General features: G+C 64.8%; 13 protein-coding genes and 2 tRNA genes. 4 read left to right on the top strand and 11 right to left on the bottom strand.

All coding sequences use genetic code 11. The features are described 5' to 3' along the window. Nucleotides 1–60 precede the first annotated feature (60 nt). The 7 genes from Q1L59_RS09315 to ccsA form a co-directional block, all read right to left on the bottom strand. Nucleotides 61–137 (bottom strand) — tRNA-Asp (locus Q1L59_RS09315). Nucleotides 138–167: 30 nt separating this feature from the next. Next, nucleotides 168–243, bottom strand: a tRNA-Val gene (locus Q1L59_RS09310). Nucleotides 244–362: 119 nt separating this feature from the next. Beyond that, nucleotides 363–2,789 (bottom strand): endopeptidase La, encoded by a 2,427-nt coding sequence (gene lon / locus Q1L59_RS09305; RefSeq protein WP_300331276.1) that lies wholly within the window; start codon nucleotides 2,787–2,789, stop codon nucleotides 363–365. 168 nt (nucleotides 2,790–2,957) lie between these two features. Then, nucleotides 2,958–4,232 carry an ATP-dependent Clp protease ATP-binding subunit ClpX gene (gene clpX / locus Q1L59_RS09300; RefSeq protein WP_300331274.1) on the bottom strand — a complete coding sequence of 425 codons (1,275 nt, stop codon included), beginning with the start codon at nucleotides 4,230–4,232 and terminating at the stop codon, nucleotides 2,958–2,960. A 44-nt stretch (nucleotides 4,233–4,276) separates the two neighbouring features. Further along, nucleotides 4,277–4,906, bottom strand: coding sequence for an ATP-dependent Clp endopeptidase proteolytic subunit ClpP (gene clpP, locus Q1L59_RS09295; protein WP_300331272.1), 630 nt, complete (start codon nucleotides 4,904–4,906; stop codon nucleotides 4,277–4,279). 34 nt (nucleotides 4,907–4,940) lie between these two features. Then, a complete protein-coding gene (tig, locus tag Q1L59_RS09290) occupies nucleotides 4,941–6,260 on the bottom strand; it encodes a trigger factor (protein ID WP_300331271.1) in 1,320 nt (439 codons plus the stop codon). 248 nt (nucleotides 6,261–6,508) lie between these two features. Beyond that, on the bottom strand, nucleotides 6,509–7,348 hold the full coding sequence (gene ccsA / locus Q1L59_RS09285) for a cytochrome c biogenesis protein CcsA (protein WP_300331269.1): 840 nt from the start codon (nucleotides 7,346–7,348) through the stop codon (nucleotides 6,509–6,511). A 30-nt stretch (nucleotides 7,349–7,378) separates the two neighbouring features. On the opposite strand from ccsA, the gene ffh reads away from it, so the two are divergent. After that, nucleotides 7,379–8,734, top strand: a complete 1,356-nt coding sequence (gene ffh / locus Q1L59_RS09280) for a signal recognition particle protein (RefSeq protein ID WP_300331268.1) — start codon at nucleotides 7,379–7,381, stop codon at nucleotides 8,732–8,734. Nucleotides 8,735–8,774: 40 nt separating this feature from the next. Here the strand turns inward: ffh and Q1L59_RS09275 are convergent, their stop codons facing one another. Together Q1L59_RS09275 and Q1L59_RS09270 are read right to left on the bottom strand one after the other, a co-directional pair. Further along, nucleotides 8,775–9,353: a lytic transglycosylase domain-containing protein gene (locus Q1L59_RS09275; RefSeq protein ID WP_300331533.1), complete on the bottom strand. Its 579-nt coding sequence runs from the start codon at nucleotides 9,351–9,353 to the stop codon at nucleotides 8,775–8,777. Nucleotides 9,354–9,367: 14 nt separating this feature from the next. Continuing rightward, a complete protein-coding gene (locus tag Q1L59_RS09270; protein WP_300331267.1) occupies nucleotides 9,368–11,095 on the bottom strand; it encodes a proline--tRNA ligase in 1,728 nt (575 codons plus the stop codon). 159 nt (nucleotides 11,096–11,254) lie between these two features. On the opposite strand from Q1L59_RS09270, the gene Q1L59_RS09265 reads away from it, so the two are divergent. The 3 genes from Q1L59_RS09265 to coq7 are packed head-to-tail and all read left to right on the top strand — an operon-like array spanning nucleotide 11,255 to nucleotide 13,079. Next, a complete protein-coding gene (locus Q1L59_RS09265; RefSeq protein ID WP_300331264.1) occupies nucleotides 11,255–11,812 on the top strand; it encodes an RNA pyrophosphohydrolase in 558 nt (185 codons plus the stop codon). Between the two features lie 3 nt (nucleotides 11,813–11,815). Beyond that, a complete protein-coding gene (locus Q1L59_RS09260; protein WP_300331262.1) occupies nucleotides 11,816–12,397 on the top strand; it encodes a CNP1-like family protein in 582 nt (193 codons plus the stop codon). A 58-nt stretch (nucleotides 12,398–12,455) separates the two neighbouring features. Then, the gene (gene coq7, locus Q1L59_RS09255) at nucleotides 12,456–13,079 is read left to right on the top strand and encodes a 2-polyprenyl-3-methyl-6-methoxy-1,4-benzoquinone monooxygenase (protein ID WP_300331259.1); all 624 of its coding nucleotides are present in this window, start codon (nucleotides 12,456–12,458) and stop codon (nucleotides 13,077–13,079) included. Between the two features lie 4 nt (nucleotides 13,080–13,083). Here the strand turns inward: coq7 and Q1L59_RS09250 are convergent, their stop codons facing one another. Continuing rightward, complete coding sequence (locus tag Q1L59_RS09250; RefSeq protein ID WP_300331257.1) at nucleotides 13,084–13,503, bottom strand: OsmC family protein; 420 nt, start codon at nucleotides 13,501–13,503, stop codon at nucleotides 13,084–13,086. A gap of 585 nt (nucleotides 13,504–14,088) precedes the next feature. Beyond that, nucleotides 14,089–18,147, bottom strand: coding sequence for a translocation/assembly module TamB domain-containing protein (locus Q1L59_RS09245; RefSeq protein WP_300331254.1), 4,059 nt, complete (start codon nucleotides 18,145–18,147; stop codon nucleotides 14,089–14,091). Between the last annotated feature and the right edge of the window lie 18 nt (nucleotides 18,148–18,165).

The raw sequence follows: 18,165 nt of genomic DNA, 5'->3' as shown, positions 1-18,165 counted from the left end.
ACGCAGCGGAAATGGGAAAAAACGGAGCAAAAACGAACTTGCGTTCGCCCTTTTCGGCATTGGCGGAGTGGACGGGGCTCGAACCCGCGACCCCCGGCGTGACAGGCCGGTATTCTGACCAACTGAACTACCACTCCCATGGCGCTGGTGGCCTAATGCCGCCAGACTGGTGGGTGCTGACGGGCTCGAACCGCCGACATCCAGCTTGTAAGGCTAGCGCTCTACCAACTGAGCTAAGCACCCATTACCGAAACCAAACGCAGGGGCGCGAGTCTACCGCATCCCTGGCCGGCTGACCAGAGCAGCGCGAGCGCCCCGGCCGGCGCCTTCGCCGGCCGACGTCTCGTCCTTGCCGAAACACGTCAATGCGTGGTCAGCCCGGCTCCCCCGGCGACGCCTTCGGCATTGGCCGCCGCCAACGGCGGCGCAGTGACCGCCTCCTCGCTCGCCACCGCTTCGGGCTTGCGCTCGAGCGCATGCTCGAGCACCTGATCGATCCAGCGCACCGGAATGATCTCCAGTTTGTTCTTGATGTTGTCCGGGATCTCCGCCAAGTCCCTGACGTTTTCCTCGGGAATCAGCACTCGGGCCAAACCACCACGAACCGCTGCGAGAAGTTTCTCTTTCAAGCCGCCAATCGGCAGAACCTCACCGCGCAAGGTGATTTCGCCGGTCATCGCGACATCGCAGCAGACCGGAATCCCGGTCAGCACGGAGACCAGTGCGGTGCAGATTCCGACGCCGGCCGATGGTCCGTCCTTCGGGATAGCGCCTTCCGGCAGATGGATATGGATGTCGCTCTTCTGGTAGAAGTCGTGATCGATACCCAGCGACTGCGCCCGCTTGCGCACCACCGAAAGCGCCGCCTGCACGGATTCCTGCATCACCTCGCCCAGCTTGCCGGTGGTCGTCGTCTTGCCCTTGCCGGGCAGGACGACCGCCTCGATCGTCAGCAGTTCGCCCCCTACCTCGGTCCACGCCAGCCCGGTCACCTGACCGACCTGGTTCTCGCGCTCGGCAACGCCGAAGTTGTAGCGCCGCACGCCGAGGAACTTGTCGAGATTGCGCGCGCCCACGGCGACCCTGTGCTGACTCTTGCGCAGCAGCAGCGTCTTCACCACCTTGCGGCAGATCTTTGAAATGTCGCGTTCGAGCGCGCGTACACCAGCCTCGCGGGTGTAGTAGCGGACGATGTCGCGCAAGCCACTTTCGGCAACGGTCAGCTCCGTCGTGCGCAGGCCGTTGTTTTTGATCTGCTTGGGCAGCAGGTAGCGCTGCGCGATATTGACCTTCTCGTCCTCGGTATAGCCCGACAGGCGTATGACCTCCATCCGGTCGAGCAAGGGCGGCGGGATGTTGAGCGTGTTGGCCGTGGCGACAAACATGACGTCGGACAGGTCGTATTCAACTTCGACGTAGTGGTCGACAAAGGTCGAGTTCTGCTCGGGGTCGAGCACTTCGAGCAGCGCCGAACTCGGATCGCCACGAAAATCCTGGCCCATCTTGTCGACCTCGTCGAGCAGGAAGAGCGGGTTCTTGACGCCGACCTTGCTCATGTTCTGCAGAATCTTGCCCGGCATCGAGCCGATGTACGTCCGCCGGTGGCCACGGATCTCGGCCTCGTCGCGTACGCCACCCAGGCTCATGCGAACGAACTTGCGGCCGGTAGCGCGCGCAATCGACTGACCGAGCGAAGTCTTGCCGACGCCGGGCGGCCCGACCAGGCAGAGGATCGGGGCCTTCAGGCGGTCGACCCGCTGCTGCACGGCAAGGTACTCGATGATCCGTTCCTTGACCTTCTCCAGGCCCCAATGGTCGGCGTCGAGAATCTTTCCCGCCGCGGCCAGATCCTTGCTCGTCCGCGTCCGCTTGCGCCAGGGCAGGCCGACCAGCGTTTCGATGTAGTTGCGCACCACCGTCGCTTCCGCCGACATCGGCGACATCAACCTGAGCTTGCGCAGCTCCGACTGCGCCTTGGCAAGTCCCTCGCGGCTCATTCCGGCGGCTTTGATCTTCTTCTCGAAGTCGTCGATGTCGGCACCGTCCTCGCCTTCACCAAGCTCTTTCTGGATCGCCTTGACCTGTTCGTTCAGGTAATACTCGCGCTGGCTCTTTTCCATCTGGCGCTTGACGCGACCGCGAATCCGCTTCTCGACCTGCAGAATGTCGATTTCGGCCTCGAGCTGCGCGAGCAAGCGTTCCATCCGCGCACGCACATCGAACATCTCGAGAATTTCCTGCTTCTGCTCGATCTTCAGCGGCAGATGGGCGGCAATCGTATCAGCCAGTCGCCCCGCCTGCTCGATGCCGGTAATCGAAGTCAGGATTTCCGGCGGGATCTTCTTGTTCAACTTGACGTACTGATCGAACTGCGCAATTACCGCACGGCGCAGCGCCTCGACTTCATGATTGACCCCGTCCTCGACGAGCACCGAGCGCGAGTGCGCGAAGAACATGTCCTGGCGCGCTTCGATCACTTCGATGCGCGCCCGCTGCGTACCTTCAACCAGAACCTTGACCGTTCCATCGGGCAGCTTCAGCATCTGCAGAATGTTGGCCGTGCACCCGACAACGTACAGGTCTTCTGCCTCCGGTTCATCCTTGACGGCCGATTTCTGGGCGACGAGCAGAATGTTCTTGCCGGCCTCCATCGCCACTTCGAGCGCCTTTATCGACTTTGGCCTGCCGACGAACAGGGGAATCACCATATGCGGAAAGACCACCACATCGCGCAGGGGCAGAAGCGGAAGTTCAATCCGCTCGCTGGACAGCTTGGGAGTTGCAGACATCGATTGTGCCCTTCAGGTAATGGTCCATGCCCCAGATGGTGACACGAATCCGAATTTCAAGCTGCGCCGCTCGCTCAGCACGCTAGCGCTTGGAAACGCGACATGGATTTTCCTCCGCTCGCGGCTCCCAGGTATCGTGCCCGGCTGGTGACGACCCCCGACAGGCGCTCAGTTACCGCCGGAAACCTTCGGCTGGCCGGCGTAGATGAGGAGCGGCTGCCCATCCCCGACAATGACATTCTCGTCTACGACCACCTCTGAGACATCCTCCATACTCGGGAGTTCGTACATGCTGTCGAGCAGCACCGATTCGAGGATCGAGCGCAAACCGCGGGCACCGGTCTTCCGTTCGAGTGCCTTCTTGGCCACCGCGGTCAGGGCCGCCGGCCGGATCTCGAGCGCCACGCCCTCCATCGCAAACAGCTTCTGGTACTGCTTCACCAGCGCGTTCTTCGGCTCGACGAGGATCTGGACGAGCGCATTGGCCGACAGTTCCTCGAGCGTCGCGACGACCGGCAAACGCCCGATCAACTCGGGAATGAGGCCGAATTTGATCAGGTCTTCCGGTTCGACAGTGCGCAATACTTCACCAATCGCCTTTTTGTTGTCCTTGCTCGTCACTTCGGCGCCGAAACCGATACCGCCACGCTCGGAACGATTGCGGATGACCTTCTCCAGACCGTCGAAGGCGCCCCCACAGATGAACAGGATATTCGTCGTATCGACCTGCACGAAGTCCTGATTCGGGTGCTTCCGTCCGCCCTGCGGCGGCACCGAGGCGATCGTCCCTTCGATCAGCTTGAGCAGAGCCTGCTGCACACCTTCGCCGGAAACGTCTCGCGTAATCGAAGGGTTATCTGACTTGCGCGAGATCTTGTCGATCTCGTCGATGTAGACGATGCCGCGCTGCGCCTTCTCGGTGTCGTAATCGGCCTTTTGCAGCAACTTCTGGATGATGTTCTCGACATCTTCTCCGACGTAGCCCGCTTCGGTCAGCGTCGTCGCGTCGGCCATCACGAAAGGAACGTCGAGCATCCGCGCCAGCGTCTGGGCGAGCAACGTCTTGCCCGACCCAGTCGGGCCGATCAGCAGGATGTTGCTCTTGGCAAGTTCGACCTCGTCAGCGCCCACCCTGCCCTGGTGGCGTAGGCGCTTGTAGTGGTTGTACACGGCGACGGCAAGAATGCGCTTCGCCTGGTCCTGGCCGATGACGTACTGATCGAGTAGCGCCGAAATCTCGCGCGGCGTTGGCAAGTCGTTCCGGCCACCTTTGCTGGCGTGATCGCCGACGATCTCGTCGCGCACGATATCGTTGCACAACTCGATGCACTCGTCGCAAATGAAGACGGATGGCCCGGCAATCAGCTTCTTGACTTCATGCTGGCTCTTTCCGCAGAACGAGCAGTAGAGCAGTTTTTCGCTGCCGCTTTTCTTTTCTGACATCTCCACCTACCTCACTGTTGCGCGACCCGGCACCCAGGCGCCAGTCACAGCGCGCCCCGGTTCGCCAGCACCTTGTCGATCAGACCATACTCGGCGGCTTCCTCCGCCGAAAGAAAGTTGTCGCGATCCGTATCGCGTTCAATGCGTTCGATGGCCTGTCCGGTGTGCCGCGCCATCAGTTCGTTCAACTTGGCGCGCAGCGACAGGATCTCCTTGGCGTGAATCGCGATATCCGACGCCTGCCCCTGAAAACCGCCCATTGGTTGGTGAATCATCACGCGTGAATTGGGCAGCGCGAAGCGCTTTCCCTGCGCGCCAGCGGCAAGCAGAAAGGCACCCATCGAACACGCTTGCCCCATGCACAGGGTAGACACATCCGGTTTGACGAACTGCATCGTATCGTAAATCGACAGGCCGGCCGAAACGCCACCACCGGGCGAGTTGATATAGAAATGGATGTCCTTCTCGGGGTTCTCCGCTTCGAGAAACAGCAACTGGGCGACGACCAGATTGGCCGTCACATCGTTGACCGGGCCGACGAGAAAGATCACCCGTTCCTTGAGCAGGCGCGAATAGATGTCGTAAGCGCGCTCGCCCCGACCGCTCTGCTCGATCACCATAGGCACCAGGCCAAGCGCCTCTGGCCGCCAGTTGCTACCGCCTTCGATGTTCATGCGCATTCCTCCTCGTCGTGCAGCCGCCCTGCCCTCAGGACGTATGCCCCATCAACTCCGCGAAAACCACCGGCTTATCGACCACCTTGACCTGCGCCAAGACCCAGTCGACGATTTGCGCCTCCATCGCCGCCCCCTCGAACTCGCGCAGGCGCTCCGGCTGCGCATAGTGCCAGCTGACGATCTGTTCCGGGTGCTCGTAGCTTTGCGCCGCTTCTTCAACCAGCGCACGCACCTGCCGCGGCTGGGCGCGAATGTCGTTGGCGGTGGCAATTTCAGCCAGGATCAGGCCGAGTGCAACGCGTCGCCGCGCCTGTTCGGCAAACCAGTCGGCCGGCATCGGCAGTTCTTTTGCGCTCATGCCGCGCTGCCGCATGTCCTGGCGCACCGACTCCTGCAAACGCTCGATCTCGCCGGCGAGCAGCGCCTGAGGTACGTCGATCGGGTTGGCCTTGAGCAGCAAGTCCATCACCTGTTGGGTCACTCTTGCCTGCAGGCGCCGCTTCACCTCGCGCCGCAGATTCGTCTCGATTTCGCTGCGCATCTTTTCCAGGTCGCCATCGGCAATCCCCAACGCCAGGGCAAAGTCGCCGTCGATCGCCGGCAGGATGGGTTCGCCGACCTCTTTCACGGTCAGCTCGAAGCTCACCGTCTGGCCGGCCAGCTCGGCCGAGAAATACTCCGCCGGGAACGTCATCTCGAAAGACTTGCTCTCGCCAGCGCGCGTACCGGCAACCGCATTCTCGAAATCCGACAGCATTCTGCCTTCGCCGAGAACGAAGCGGTAATCCTGGCCCTGGCCGCCGGCGAACGGCTCGCCGTCCTTGCGGCCGAGAAAGTCTATGCTCACCTGATCGCCGGCCGCCGCCGGTCGATCGACAATCTCGTAACGCACACGCTGCTTGCGCAAAATCTCGATCGTCCGGTCGATCTCCGTCTGCCCTACCTCAAGAACGGAGCGTTCGATCTCGAAGCTCGACAGATCGTGCAGAACGATATCCGGATAGACTTCGAACTCGGCCGAGAACTGCAAATGTGTGTCGCTATCGCCGGCTTCCGCCTCGAGCCTCGGCGCGCCGGCGATTCGCCACCGCCTTTCTTCGAGCGCCTCGTTCAACAAGCGCGCGAGTTCGCTGCGCAGCGCTTCATGATTCGCCTGCGCGCCATGCTGCTGGCGAATCACTGCCGGAGGCACCTTGCCGGGACGAAAGCCGGGCATTTTCATCGTCTTGCCGACGCGCCGCAAGCGCTGCTCCACATCCTTGTCGAGGTCAGCGATGGAGACCGACAGGTCGATCCGCCGTAGCAGCGGGCTCACTTCCGTAGCATCAGTGTTTTCGCCATTCGTTTCCATTAAGAGTCCTTCAAGTCCTTGTCATGCGGGCGGAAAGGTGGCCCAGCGCGAGTGCCCATGCCGCGTTTTGTCCCGGCAGAGCCTGCAGCAGCGCCAGCCCGAGACCGCGACCTGCTGCGCCTGGCTGGCTCGCCGCAGTGCGCCGGGACTGCGACAACTGGGCGAGGCCCGGCTTGCCCGCGCACCGCCCCACCTCTGCGTAAACGAAAAGCGAAAGATTCTACAGCAATACCAGCCAGGCCGAAACCTCACAAACGCCCCAGGATAACCTCGGCGACGAATCTGCTTCCGATGTACGCCAGAAGCAGCGCCAGGAAGCCGGCCAGCGTCCAGCGCAGCGCGACGCGTCCGCGCCAACCGTACCAGCGACGGCCGACCAGCAAAGCGGCGAAGATCGCCCACGAGGCAAAGGCGAACAGCGTCTTGTGATCGAAGACCACGGCGCGCCCGAAAATCGCCTCGGAAAACAGGACACCGCTCAACAAGGCCAGGCTGAGCAGAGAAAAGGCAAGCAAGATCATGCGAAAGAGCAGTGCTTCCATGGTCAGGATCGGCGGCAGGCTGCCCAGGCTCCTGGTCAGCGCGCGCTGATGCAGCTTGCGCTCGGCAAAACCCATGAACACCGCGTGCAGCGCTGACAGCGTGAACACGCTGTAGGCCAGCATCGCGGTAAGAAAATGGAACTGGAAACCCCAGGCGCCAGCGTGTGCGACGACGCGCAAATGGGGAAAAACCGCCGGCGCCGCGGCACCGAGCGCAGCCAGCGGCAGAACCAGCGGCTGCAAGCCGTCCATACGCGAACGAAAACTCTCCAGCCAGTAGATCAGCACGGCCAGCCAGAGCATCAACGAGAGCGCGTAGCTGAACGAAAAGCGCATTCCGCCAGTGCCGAACAGACCGTTGTAGAGGCCGCAAGCCTGAATCGCCAGGGTCGCAAAAATCGCCCAGCGCTCCCACGGCCGCATGGGTTGGGTCAGCAGCGGGCGGTCAGTTTCCCGCCAACGGGTATTCCAGAAGTGAATGCCGAGCGCCGCATGCAGCAGCGATGAAACGACGTGCGGAAGAAGCTGCAGTAGAATATCTGCCATTACCTGAGTTTACACCAAGCCGGAAGCCAAATGCTCGACAACCTCACCCAACGCCTTGCCCGCGTCATGAAGACCCTGCGCGGCGAAGCCCGCCTGACCGAGGCGAATATCAGCGACGCCTTGCGCGAGGTTCGCCTCGCGCTGCTTGAAGCCGATGTCGCTCTGCCGGCGGTCAAGGACCTGATTGCCGCGGTCAAGGAAAAGGCGATCGGCGAGGAAGTGATCGGCTCGCTCAGCCCTGGCCAGGCGCTGATCGGCGTCGTCCATCGCGAACTGACGCGCATCATGGGTGAGGCGCACAGTGGCTTGAATCTGGCGACGCAGCCGCCAGCGATCGTCCTGATGGCCGGGTTGCAAGGCTCGGGCAAGACGACGACGGTCGGCAAACTGGCCCGGATGTTGCGCGAAACGCAGAAGAAGAAGGTGCTGGTGGTTTCCTGCGACATTTATCGCCCGGCCGCCATCGAGCAGTTGAAGACCGTCGCCGGGCAGGCAGGAGCCGAATTCTTTCCCTCTGCAACGCACGAGAAACCGGTCGACATCGCCCGTCAAGCAGTCGATTGGGCACGCCGCCACTACCACGATGTGCTGCTCGTAGACACCGCCGGGCGACTGGCGATCGACGCAGCGATGATGCAGGAAATTGCCGAGATCCACGCCGCGATCAAGCCAATCGAAACGCTCTTCGTGGTCGACGCGATGCTCGGCCAGGACGCGGTCAACACCGCAAAAGCGTTCAACGAAACACTGCCGCTGACCGGCATCGTGCTCACCAAGCTGGACGGCGACGCGCGCGGCGGCGCCGCCCTGTCGGTTCGTCATATCACCGGCCGGCCGATCAAGTTTGCCGGCATCGGCGAAAAGCTGACCGGACTGGAAGCCTTTCACCCGGAGCGGATGGCCTCGCGCATTCTCGGCATGGGCGATGTCCTGTCGCTGATCGAGGACGCACGCAAGGGAATCGACGAACAGAAAGCGATCGACTTCGCGAAGAAGCTGAAAGCGGGAAAAGGCTTCGACCTGAACGACTTCAAGGAGCAGATCGGACAGGTGCGCAAGATGGGCGGCCTGGCCTCGATGATGGACAAGCTGCCGGCGCAGTTCTCGCAAGCGGCCGGACAGCTACCGGCCGGCGGCGAGGAGAAGGCCGTCGCCCGCATCGAGGGAATCATCAATTCGATGACCCCGACCGAACGCAGCAAACCCGAACTGATCAAGGCGGCACGCAAGCGGCGCATCGCGCTCGGCGCCGGCGTTCAGGTGCAGGAAGTCAATCGCCTGCTCAGGCAGTTCGAGCAAACGCAGCAGATGATGAAGCAGTTCTCGCGCGGCGGCATGGCGCAATTGCTGCGCGGCATGAAGAACATGCTGCCCGGTTTGCGCTGACCGCGCTGGCCACCCGCACACGGCGGCGACGCGCGGCGTTTCAGCGTAAAGCCAGCTTACTGCTGCGCGTATAGGACCAGTGGCGGTCCCAGGCAGCGCGCACCGTGTTCGGGTACTGTGGCTGGCCCAGGCTGCCGTTGTAGCGTCCGAGCGCGCGATACAGGTCGCCGCGCTCGAGGTCGAGATAGTGACGCAGGATCGTGCAGCCGTAGCGCAGGTTGGTCCGCAGGTGAAAAAGATTGTCGTCGCTGCGCCCGACCAGTTTGACCCAGAACGGCATGACCTGCATGAAGCCGCGCGCGCCAGCGGTCGACACGGCGTACTTCTTGAAGCCGCTTTCCACCTGGATCAGGCCAAGGACGAGTTGCGGGTCGAGTCCGGCGCGCGTCGCTTCGTAGTGCACCGAGCGGAGGAACTCTAACCGCCCTTCGCGATCGGGAATTCGCTTCTCCAGTCGACGCGACATCTCGCTCAGCCAGTCGACAGCCGCCAACGAATCCTGAAACGAGCTCGTTGGCGGCGCGCGGTCGGAAACCGTACGCGACAGCGCCGCCTGCACACTGGCCGACAGGGGCTCGTACTTCTGCGCCCCGGCCTGGGCTGCCGAGACGCTGAGCATGGCGACCAGGACGATCAGCCAGCGCACAGCCGCTCCTCCAGGAACGCACGGATGTCACTCACTGGCACCATCTGCGCCGCCGCATCGCAGCGACCCTTGTACTCCAGTTTTCCTTCGCCCAGGCCACGCTCGCCGACGACGATGCGATGCGGGATGCCGATCAGTTCCATTTCGGCGAACATCACGCCCGGACGCTCGTTGCGGTCATCGAGCAAGACGTCGATTCCCGCCGCCTGTAACTCGCCGTAGAGCGCATCGGCCGCCTGCCTGACCGCCTCGTTCTTGGCATAGCCCATCGGAACGATGCAGACGGCAAAGGGGGCAATCGCCGCCGGGAAAACGATGCCGCGCTCGTCGTGGCCCTGCTCGACAGCCGCCCCGACGATGCGTGTCACACCTATCCCGTAGCAGCCCATCTCCATGATCCGGCTCTGGCCACTCTCGTCCAGAAAGCTGCATTTCAGCGCTTCCGCGTACTTGGTGCGCAACTGGAAGATGTGGCCGACCTCGATGCCACGACAAAGTTCAAGCGATCCCTGCCCATCCGGTGACGGATCGCCAGCAACGACGTTGCGAAAATCAGCCACCATGGCCGGCTCGCGCAGGTCGCGGACAAAATTCACCCCGGCCAGGTGAAAACCTGCTTCGTTCGCCCCACAGACAAAATCGCTCATCGTCGCGACGCTGCGATCGGCCACGACCGCCAGGTCGCTCGGCACGCCCAGCGGCCCGAGATAGCCCGGCGGGCAGCCAAAAGCGGCGACGATTTCATCATCGCGCGCAAAGCGGAAATCGCCGAGCAGCTTCTGCGTCTTCACCTCGTTCAGCGCGTGGTCGCCGCGCAGGAGGATCAGTGCCAGCTCGCGGCAGCCTGGTGGCGGCGCCGCCAGAACGACCGCGATCAGCTTGACCGTCGCCGTAAGCGGGCAGCCGAGCAGTTCGGCAACGTCTTCGCACTTGGTTCGTCCGGGCGTCGGCACCTTGTGCAGCGCTTCCCGCGCCGGCAGCCGCTCGCCAGCCGGCGCCAGCGCCTCGGCCAGTTCGACGTTGGCGGCAAAATCCGATTGTGGGCAATAGGCCAGCGCGTCCTCGCCCGAGTCGGCCAGGACATGAAACTCGTGCGAACCGGTGCCGCCGATCGACCCGGTATCCGCCGCGACGGCGCGGAAACGCAATCCCAAGCGGGTGAAGATGCGCGTGTAAGTGGCGAACATGTTGCCGTACTCGCGCTGCAGATCCGCGAAACTGCTATGGAACGAGTAGCCGTCCTTCATCAGGAACTCACGCCCACGCATCACACCAAAGCGCGGTCGAATCTCGTCGCGGAACTTGACCTGAATCTGATAGAAATGCAACGGAAGTTGGCGGTAGCTTCTCACCTCACGGCGGACGACATCGGTGATCACCTCCTCATGCGTCGGGCCGATGACGAAATCGCGCTGGTGCCTGTCCTTGCAGCGCAACAACTCGGGACCGTACTTTTCCCAACGACCGGACTCCTGCCACAATTCGGCCGGTTGCACCGCCGGCATCGACAGTTCGATGGCCCCGGCGCGATTCATCTCCTCGCGCACGATCGCCTCGACCTTGCGCACGACGCGCAAGCCGAGCGGCATCCAGGTATAGATTCCACCAGCCAGGCGCCTGATCATCCCGGCGCGCAGCATCAGCTGGTGACTGACGACCTCGGCGTCGGCCGGCGCCTCCTTCAGGGTGGACAGAAAAAACCGTGAACTACGCATGGTGGATAGCTAAGAAAAGGCTGGCGGGATGGCAAGCAGCGATTTTACCCGAGCCCGGCAGCCGCCGCGAAATCATTTGGCGCGACTCGTGATCTGCTTTGCAAGTCCTGTGAAATGTGGAAGAATGTACGCAATCAATCGAATTGCAGGTCTTGGGAAATGCTTGACCGTGAAGGCTATCGCCCGAACGTCGGCATCATTCTTTGCAACGCCAGGAACGAGGTATTCTGGGGCAAGCGCATCCGAGAGCATTCATGGCAGTTCCCGCAGGGCGGCATCAAGCGCGGTGAAACGCCCGAGCAGGCGATGTACCGGGAACTGTATGAAGAGATCGGCTTGCTGCCCGAGCATGTCTGCATTCTGGGGCGGACCAAGGACTGGTTGCGTTACGACGTACCGGCGCATTGGGTAAGACGCGAATGGCGTGGCAGTTACCGCGGGCAGAAGCAGATCTGGTTTCTGCTCCGCCTGATTGGTCGCGACACCGACGTCTCGCTGCGCGCCTGCGACCACCCCGAGTTCGATGCCTGGCGCTGGAACACCTACTGGGTTTCGCTGGACGCCGTGATCGAGTTCAAGCGTCGGGTGTACGAACAGGCGCTGAACGAACTGGCGCGTTTTCTCAATGCCGATCACCGGCGAACTCGCCGGCCGCCACCCACCCGACGCGAAAACCTGCCCGACCCGCAACCCGTAACGCTGGTCGGCGAGGAGTAAGAAATGCTTCGCGTACCGCCCAGCCACAACCGGCAGACGCAGGCGAACGCACGTTGGCCGCGGCCGCTCCGCCAAACGCTGATCATCGCGGCTTGCCTTGGTGTGAGCGCCGGTTCGGTTGGCGCCGCCGCGCGCGCCGACGAAGACGAGGAACGGCCAACCTGGCAGGAAAACGAAGTGCAGTTACCGGCTTTTCCGCAAAACGAAAAACTGATCCCTTTCGAGGTCAGCGCGACAACAAACAACCGCTTTCTGATTGACGGCGACTCGCTGAGCGTCGGCAGCGACGGCGTTCTGCGCTATACGCTGGTCGTTGTCAGCCCGTCCGGTGCGCAGAACATCAGCTACGAAGGGATGCGCTGCGCAACCGGCGAGCGCCGGGTATACGCCCTCGGCCGCGCCGACCGCACGTGGTCGAAAGCGCGCAGCGACCGCTGGCAAACGATCAGCGAGAACACGCTCAACCGGCACTACGCGGCGCTCTTTTCCGACTACTTCTGCCACATCGACGTCCGCTTGCGCGACGCCGACGACGCTCGCCGCGCCTTGCGTCATGGCGGACAACCAACCGCCCTGCGCCGCTGATTGCCGGCCAGGCTTTCTCCACCAAGCGGCGCCGGCCGTCGCCCGGCAGAGGACCCCGATGACCCACGACGACCTCATTATCGGTTTCGACAGAGCGCTACGCACGCTCTTCGCGCCAGCGCCGACGACGCGCCCAGTGCCTGGAAACGAAATCGGCCATGATCCCTTGACTCCGGCGGAAAGGGCGCACGCCGCCGCCCTGATGCGGGTCAATCACGTCGGTGAGGTGTGCGCTCAGGCACTCTACCAAGGGCAGGCGCTGGCCTGTCGCGACCCGAGCATCCAGCACGCCTTGCAGCAGGCAGCGGACGAGGAAACCGAGCATCTCGCCTGGACCGAGCGCCGCCTGGCCGAACTCGCCGACCGCAAGAGCCTGCTCAATCCGGTCTGGTATCTCGGCTCGCTCGCCATCGGCATCTGCGCCGGCAAACTGGGCGACGCGTGGAGCCTTGGATTCCTGGCCGAAACCGAAAGGCAGGTCGAAGCACACCTCGACAGCCACCTCGACGAGTTGCCGGCGAGCGACCGCAAGTCGCGCGCCATCGTCGAACAGATGCGCGCCGATGAAGTCGCGCATGCGGCGACGGCCAACCGGCTCGGCGCGCGCGAACTGCCAGCGCCGGCTCGTCTGGCAATGAAGCTGGCGGGCCGCGTGATGACGCGGACGGCGTACTACCTCTAGCGCTTCAGGCTTCGACGATGGCATAGTCGTAAGTGATCTCGGCCGTCTTGCCGAGCATGATCGAGGCCGAGCAGTACTTTTCCTTCGACAACTGGATTGCCCGCTCGACGGCTTCCGGTTTGAGCTGCTTGCCGGTGACCCGGAAGTGAAAGTGGATGCGGGTGAACACCTGCGGTTCGCTTTCCGCGCGCTGCGCCTGCAGGCTGACTTCGCAACCGCTGATCGCCTGCCGCGCCTTCTTCAGAATCAGCACGACATCGAAAGCCGCGCAGCCGCCGGTGCCCGCCAGGAGTAGCTCCATCGGCCGCGGCGCCAGATTGCGCCCACCCGCTTCTGGCGCACCGTCCATCACCAGCGCATGGTTGGTGCCCGTCTCGGCGACGAACGCCATCCCGTCATTGATCCACTTGACCTTACATTCCACGCCACCAACCTCCACCCAAAACAGTCCTTACCCCATGCCTGCGGCCGCTGGCCGCGCCCGGCGCGGCGCGCCAGGGCTTATCCGCATTGTAACCGGAAGCGCTGGCCGGCAGGCCAGACGGTTGATGGTGCAGCGCAATATCGTAGTCAAAATGACGCCTTCATTCGACCCGCGAAAAAATTACGCATTGTATAATCGATGTCATTATTGAGCAGCAACCATCCGCATATTAATCGCTTTTACTCTAGAGGGGGGGCCGATCAGGGACAACGGAAAAAATATTGCGCAATGCAGCAAGAAAGCTTGACGCAAGGTCTTCGATCGGCGATAATTCACTCATCGGTAGCGATGTGGTGAGCCCGTGCCAAGCGTGGGAAGCGAGTTTCCCCCCATGCTGGCGTGTCGCAAGGCAATGCGGCACGCGGTGGCCGAAGGCAGCAGTGCAGCTCTTCTCCGGATGTCTCCTCCACCCTCCTCCTTTGGTGTGGATTTAGCGCGGTTCGCACGAACCGCGCTTTTTTTTGCCTCCCGCGCCGACCGCGTGTTCGCCCCCGACGGTCTGCCCACGGTGCGCCAGACCGCGCACTAGCGACCAAAACGGTAGGTCCAGAAAACGTCGAGCGCGTTGTCCGACCCGGCCCGACCGACGACCGACAGATTGCGTCCGAGATTGGCCGTCAGCTTGACGACGCTGCCGGTGGCATTCAGCGCCTGCTCGTAGCTGAGCAGCAGATTTGCCGACAGACGCTTGCCGACGCTGACGATCTGCCCGGTCGCCGTACTCGCGCTGCCGAAGCCGCTCGAGCTGGCGATGCGGCTGGTCAGCCGCCGACCCGAACCGTCGAGCGTCCCTGTGCTGATGCCGAAGTCGTCGATGCCCAGGCTGCGTTGCAAGGCCTTCAGCGGCCCGCCGTCCTGCCCGCCGAGAATCGCCTGCCCGGCGGCGAAGAGCAGCGCCGCGTCCTGCCCGCCCTCCTGATCAGGCGCGTGTCCGAGGACCAGCCAAGACAGCTTCTCGGCGTCGGGCACCGGTGGATCGGAAATCAGGCGAACCACCGGTCGGCGCGCCGTGCCGCTCACCTCGACGCCGGCTTCGACCGGCAGATTGGCGCGTATGGCACGGATGTTCAGTCCGGGATTGTCGACCAGTCCCTGGAAGTTGACGATGCCGCGCTCGATCTCCAGCTTCTGGCCGTAGGCATCGAAACGCCCGTCGCGCGTGCGGATCGACCCGCTCGCACGCAGCGGTTCGCCGCCCTGCGCGCGCAAGCGCAGGGCGCCGACCAGACGGCTTTCGACGCCCGCGCCACGGAAATGGAAGTTGCGACCAAGATCGGTCTGCAGGTCGACGCTGAGCAGGCGCGGCGCACCCGAGGCCGGCGCCTGAGCGCCGCCTCGGCGAATGAACACGTCCTCGGACAGGCTCGGCGTGCTCAGGCCGGCGAGTTGCCAATAGGCCGCGTCGACCGCGAGTTGGCCGACGACGGCCACGCTGCCGGCAGCCAACGCGAGTTCGCCGTTGCCCGAGACGAGCAGCCACTGGTCGGGCCGTTGCCACACGCCGAGACGCTCGGCGCGCAGCTGCAAGACCGCGTCGGCCTGCCCGAGGCGCAGTTCGCCACTCGCCAAGAAGCGTCCAGGCTTGCCGGTCAGTTCGCCGGGAGCGATCCCCGCCGCGAGTTGCAGCGCGCGTGGCATTGTCTGCAGATCGCTCTCGAAACTTAGTTCGTCGAGCCGCAGGCGCAGGTCTGCCGGCGTCTCGCCCCCGGCCAGGCGCGCCTGCAACCGGCCGCGTTCCAGACGCATGCCCTGGTCGAGCGCGCGCAGCGCCAAGTCGTCACCGCGCCACTCGCCGCCCAGGCTGGGCCGCGCCGGCGTGCCGCCCAGGCGGACATCGCCCACCAAGCGGCCGCCAAGCTGCCATCCGTGACCGAGCAGCGGACCGAGCCAGGCGAGGTCGGGCGCGTTCAGCCTGAGGTCGCCGCGCCACGGTGCCAGACGATCGAGCAGCGCGCGCGCCGACGCGGCAGCGCTGAGTTGCGCGGTCAGCTCGCCGAGGCGCGCGCCGCGCAGCCTGAGCCCCGCGACATGCCGCCCATCGCTGCTCGCCAGATCGAGCTGTGCCTCGTGCAGACCAAGCGCTAAAGCGCCGATCGCCAGATCGCCGCTCTCGCGCGCCAGGCGCAGGCGGCCGGCCGGCAGACCACTAGCGCTGCGCGTGGCTGGCGGGCCGAATTCCCACTCACCGGCCAGACGCAAGGGCTCGCCGCCCGCCGGGTTGGCCAGCGTCGCCGCCAGGCTGGGCGAGAACTCGGCGAGCGTGCGCGCCATCGGCAGGCCGCGCACGCTGCCCGCGCTCTGCCAGCCGGCGGCAGTCAGACGCAAGGATTCCACGCGTGCCGACCATCCCCCAGCACCCACCAGTTCGCCGGCACCCAGCGCCAGCCCGCCGCCGCCGATGCGCCAGGGCAGCGGCGCGGCGAGGCGGACGAAGGGCGCAGCGGGCTCGACGAGCGACGCGAACACCAGTTCGTCGAGCGTGCCGCTCCAGACCAGCCCGCCCGCCTGCTCGCCAAGCGCGCCGGCGAGGCGCAGACGCATTTCCCGCTCTCCCGCGAGGGCGGCTTGTGCGCGCAGCCGGTGTGCGCCGCGCACGCCTTCGACCTCAATGCTGAGCCCGCTGAACACGCCTGCGCCGCCCGCCCGGGTGTAGCTGGCGAGCCGCAGTTGACCGGCGAGCGCGCCTTGCGCACCCTCGCCCAGATTCGCCTGTGCCTGCAGCCCGCGCAACTCGCCGAGCCCGGGCAGTACCAGTCGCAGCGCCCGCAACTCGCCGCTCAGCGTCGGCGCGGCGAGCGTCCCTCCGAGCAGCACGCGCCCGTCCAGGTCGCCGACGATGCCGAGCGAATCAACTTTAGGCGCCGCGACGACGACGTTCAAACGATCGCTCGGCGCGCCGAACGCGCCGTTCGCGGTCAGCCGGTTGCCCGCCGCGCTCAACTCGATCGCCACCTGCGACAGGCGCCGCCCGACGATTTCCAAGGCGCCGCGGCCGGCCAGCGGCTGCCCGTGAAAACGGCTGTCACGCAGAGCAAAAGCGAGCTTCAGCGCCAGCGGCACGGCGTGTCCCTCGGCGTCAAACGTCGCGTTCAGGCGCGCCGTGGGCAAGCGGGCGAAAGCGCTCGGATCGAAGTCGTGCAGGCTGCCGCGCGCGGCAAACGCGCGCTCGCCGCTCAATGCCAGCCGTCCGTCGACGCGCAGCTCTGCCTTGCCGGCCGACAGGCGCATGCCTTCGACGAGCAGCACTGCCGGATCGGCGATCATCCGGGCGGCGACCGCGAAACGCGCGTCACGCAGGTCGACCGCGAGCGTTTGCCGATGCAACGCCAGCGTCGCGCGCAGCGCACCGGCAAGCTGCGTCCGGCGCAGCGCGCCGTGCAGCACAGCCGCGTCGAGACGAGCGGCGTTCAGGCTCAGCGCCAGCTCGTCCGTCTGCCAGCGTCCACTGCCCTGCAGGCGCCCGCCGCCGAGCAGTTCAGCGTCGAGCGCGGATAGGCTCAGCTCGCCGCCGCTCAGCCGCAGATCGCTGCGCAACGACTCGAGCGGCAGGCGCTGTCGGTCGACCGTGCCGGCCAGCCGATTGACCAGCGCCAGGCGCCCAACCAGTTCGCTCGGTGAGTCGCCCAGCGGCTGCAACTCGATCTGTACGGCAAGGGCGGCGCGCGGCGCGCCGTCGACCCACGCCGCCGGATCGACGCCCGACAGGCGGACGAGCGCGCTGCGATAGGATCCGCGCGCAAAGGGCGTCAGATGTGCCTGCAACTCGCCGGCGAAGTCCTCGCCCGCTCGCCCGGCGACCGTGCGCGCACTGCCGTGCACGGCGATATCGGTCAGTGGTCCCTCCGCGGAGAGATCGAAGGCGAGCGCCCGCCCGCCCGTTGCGCCCTCGACGGCGGCCTTGGCGAGAACGGCGAACGGCGGCTCGACACCCAGGCTCAACTCACCGTCAACCGCCAGACCGAAGACCGCGGCGCGCAGATCGGCAACGCGGTGCTGCTCATCGTCGCTGTGCCAGCGCGCCTTCAGGTTTTCCGCGACGGTCAGCGCCTTGCCGTCCCGATGCGCGTAATCGCCGGCTTCCAGGCGGCCGATGTCGACTTCGTCGACGACGACGGCGACGGCGAGCGGCAGGCGCAGCGTCTGTGGCGGCGCCGGCACTTCACTGCTTGCCAGCTTCGCGACGCGCAGGCGCGCCGCTGCCAGCCGGGCAATCGCCAGGCGCCCGCGCAACAGCTCAGTCGGGCGCCAAACCACCTGCAGTTGCTCGAGCTGCACATCGAGTGTGTCGCTGCGCCAGTGCAGCCAAGCGACCGCCGGCGCCGTGCCCAGGCTACCACTTGCCCCCCGGATGCTCAATTGCCCGCCGCCAACTGCGCTCAGCAAGCGACACGTCGCGCGCCACCCAGCCTCGCTCGTCCACACCCAGGCGGCACCGACGAGCAAACCGAGCAGGCAGACGACGAACAGCCACCAGCGAGCACGGTGCCCGTCCGTCCCCGTCGGAGGCGGCCCCGCCACTGTCGGCGGTGCGATCGCCGGATGATCGCTGGCAGCGCTCGCCTGGTCGCTCACCGGCTCGTCCATTTCGTCGCTCGCTGCACT

The organism is Accumulibacter sp. (genome assembly GCF_029255125.1).
Lineage (GTDB): Bacteria > Pseudomonadota > Gammaproteobacteria > Burkholderiales > Rhodocyclaceae > Accumulibacter.
This window is presented reverse-complemented; position numbering and strand designations above follow the sequence as displayed.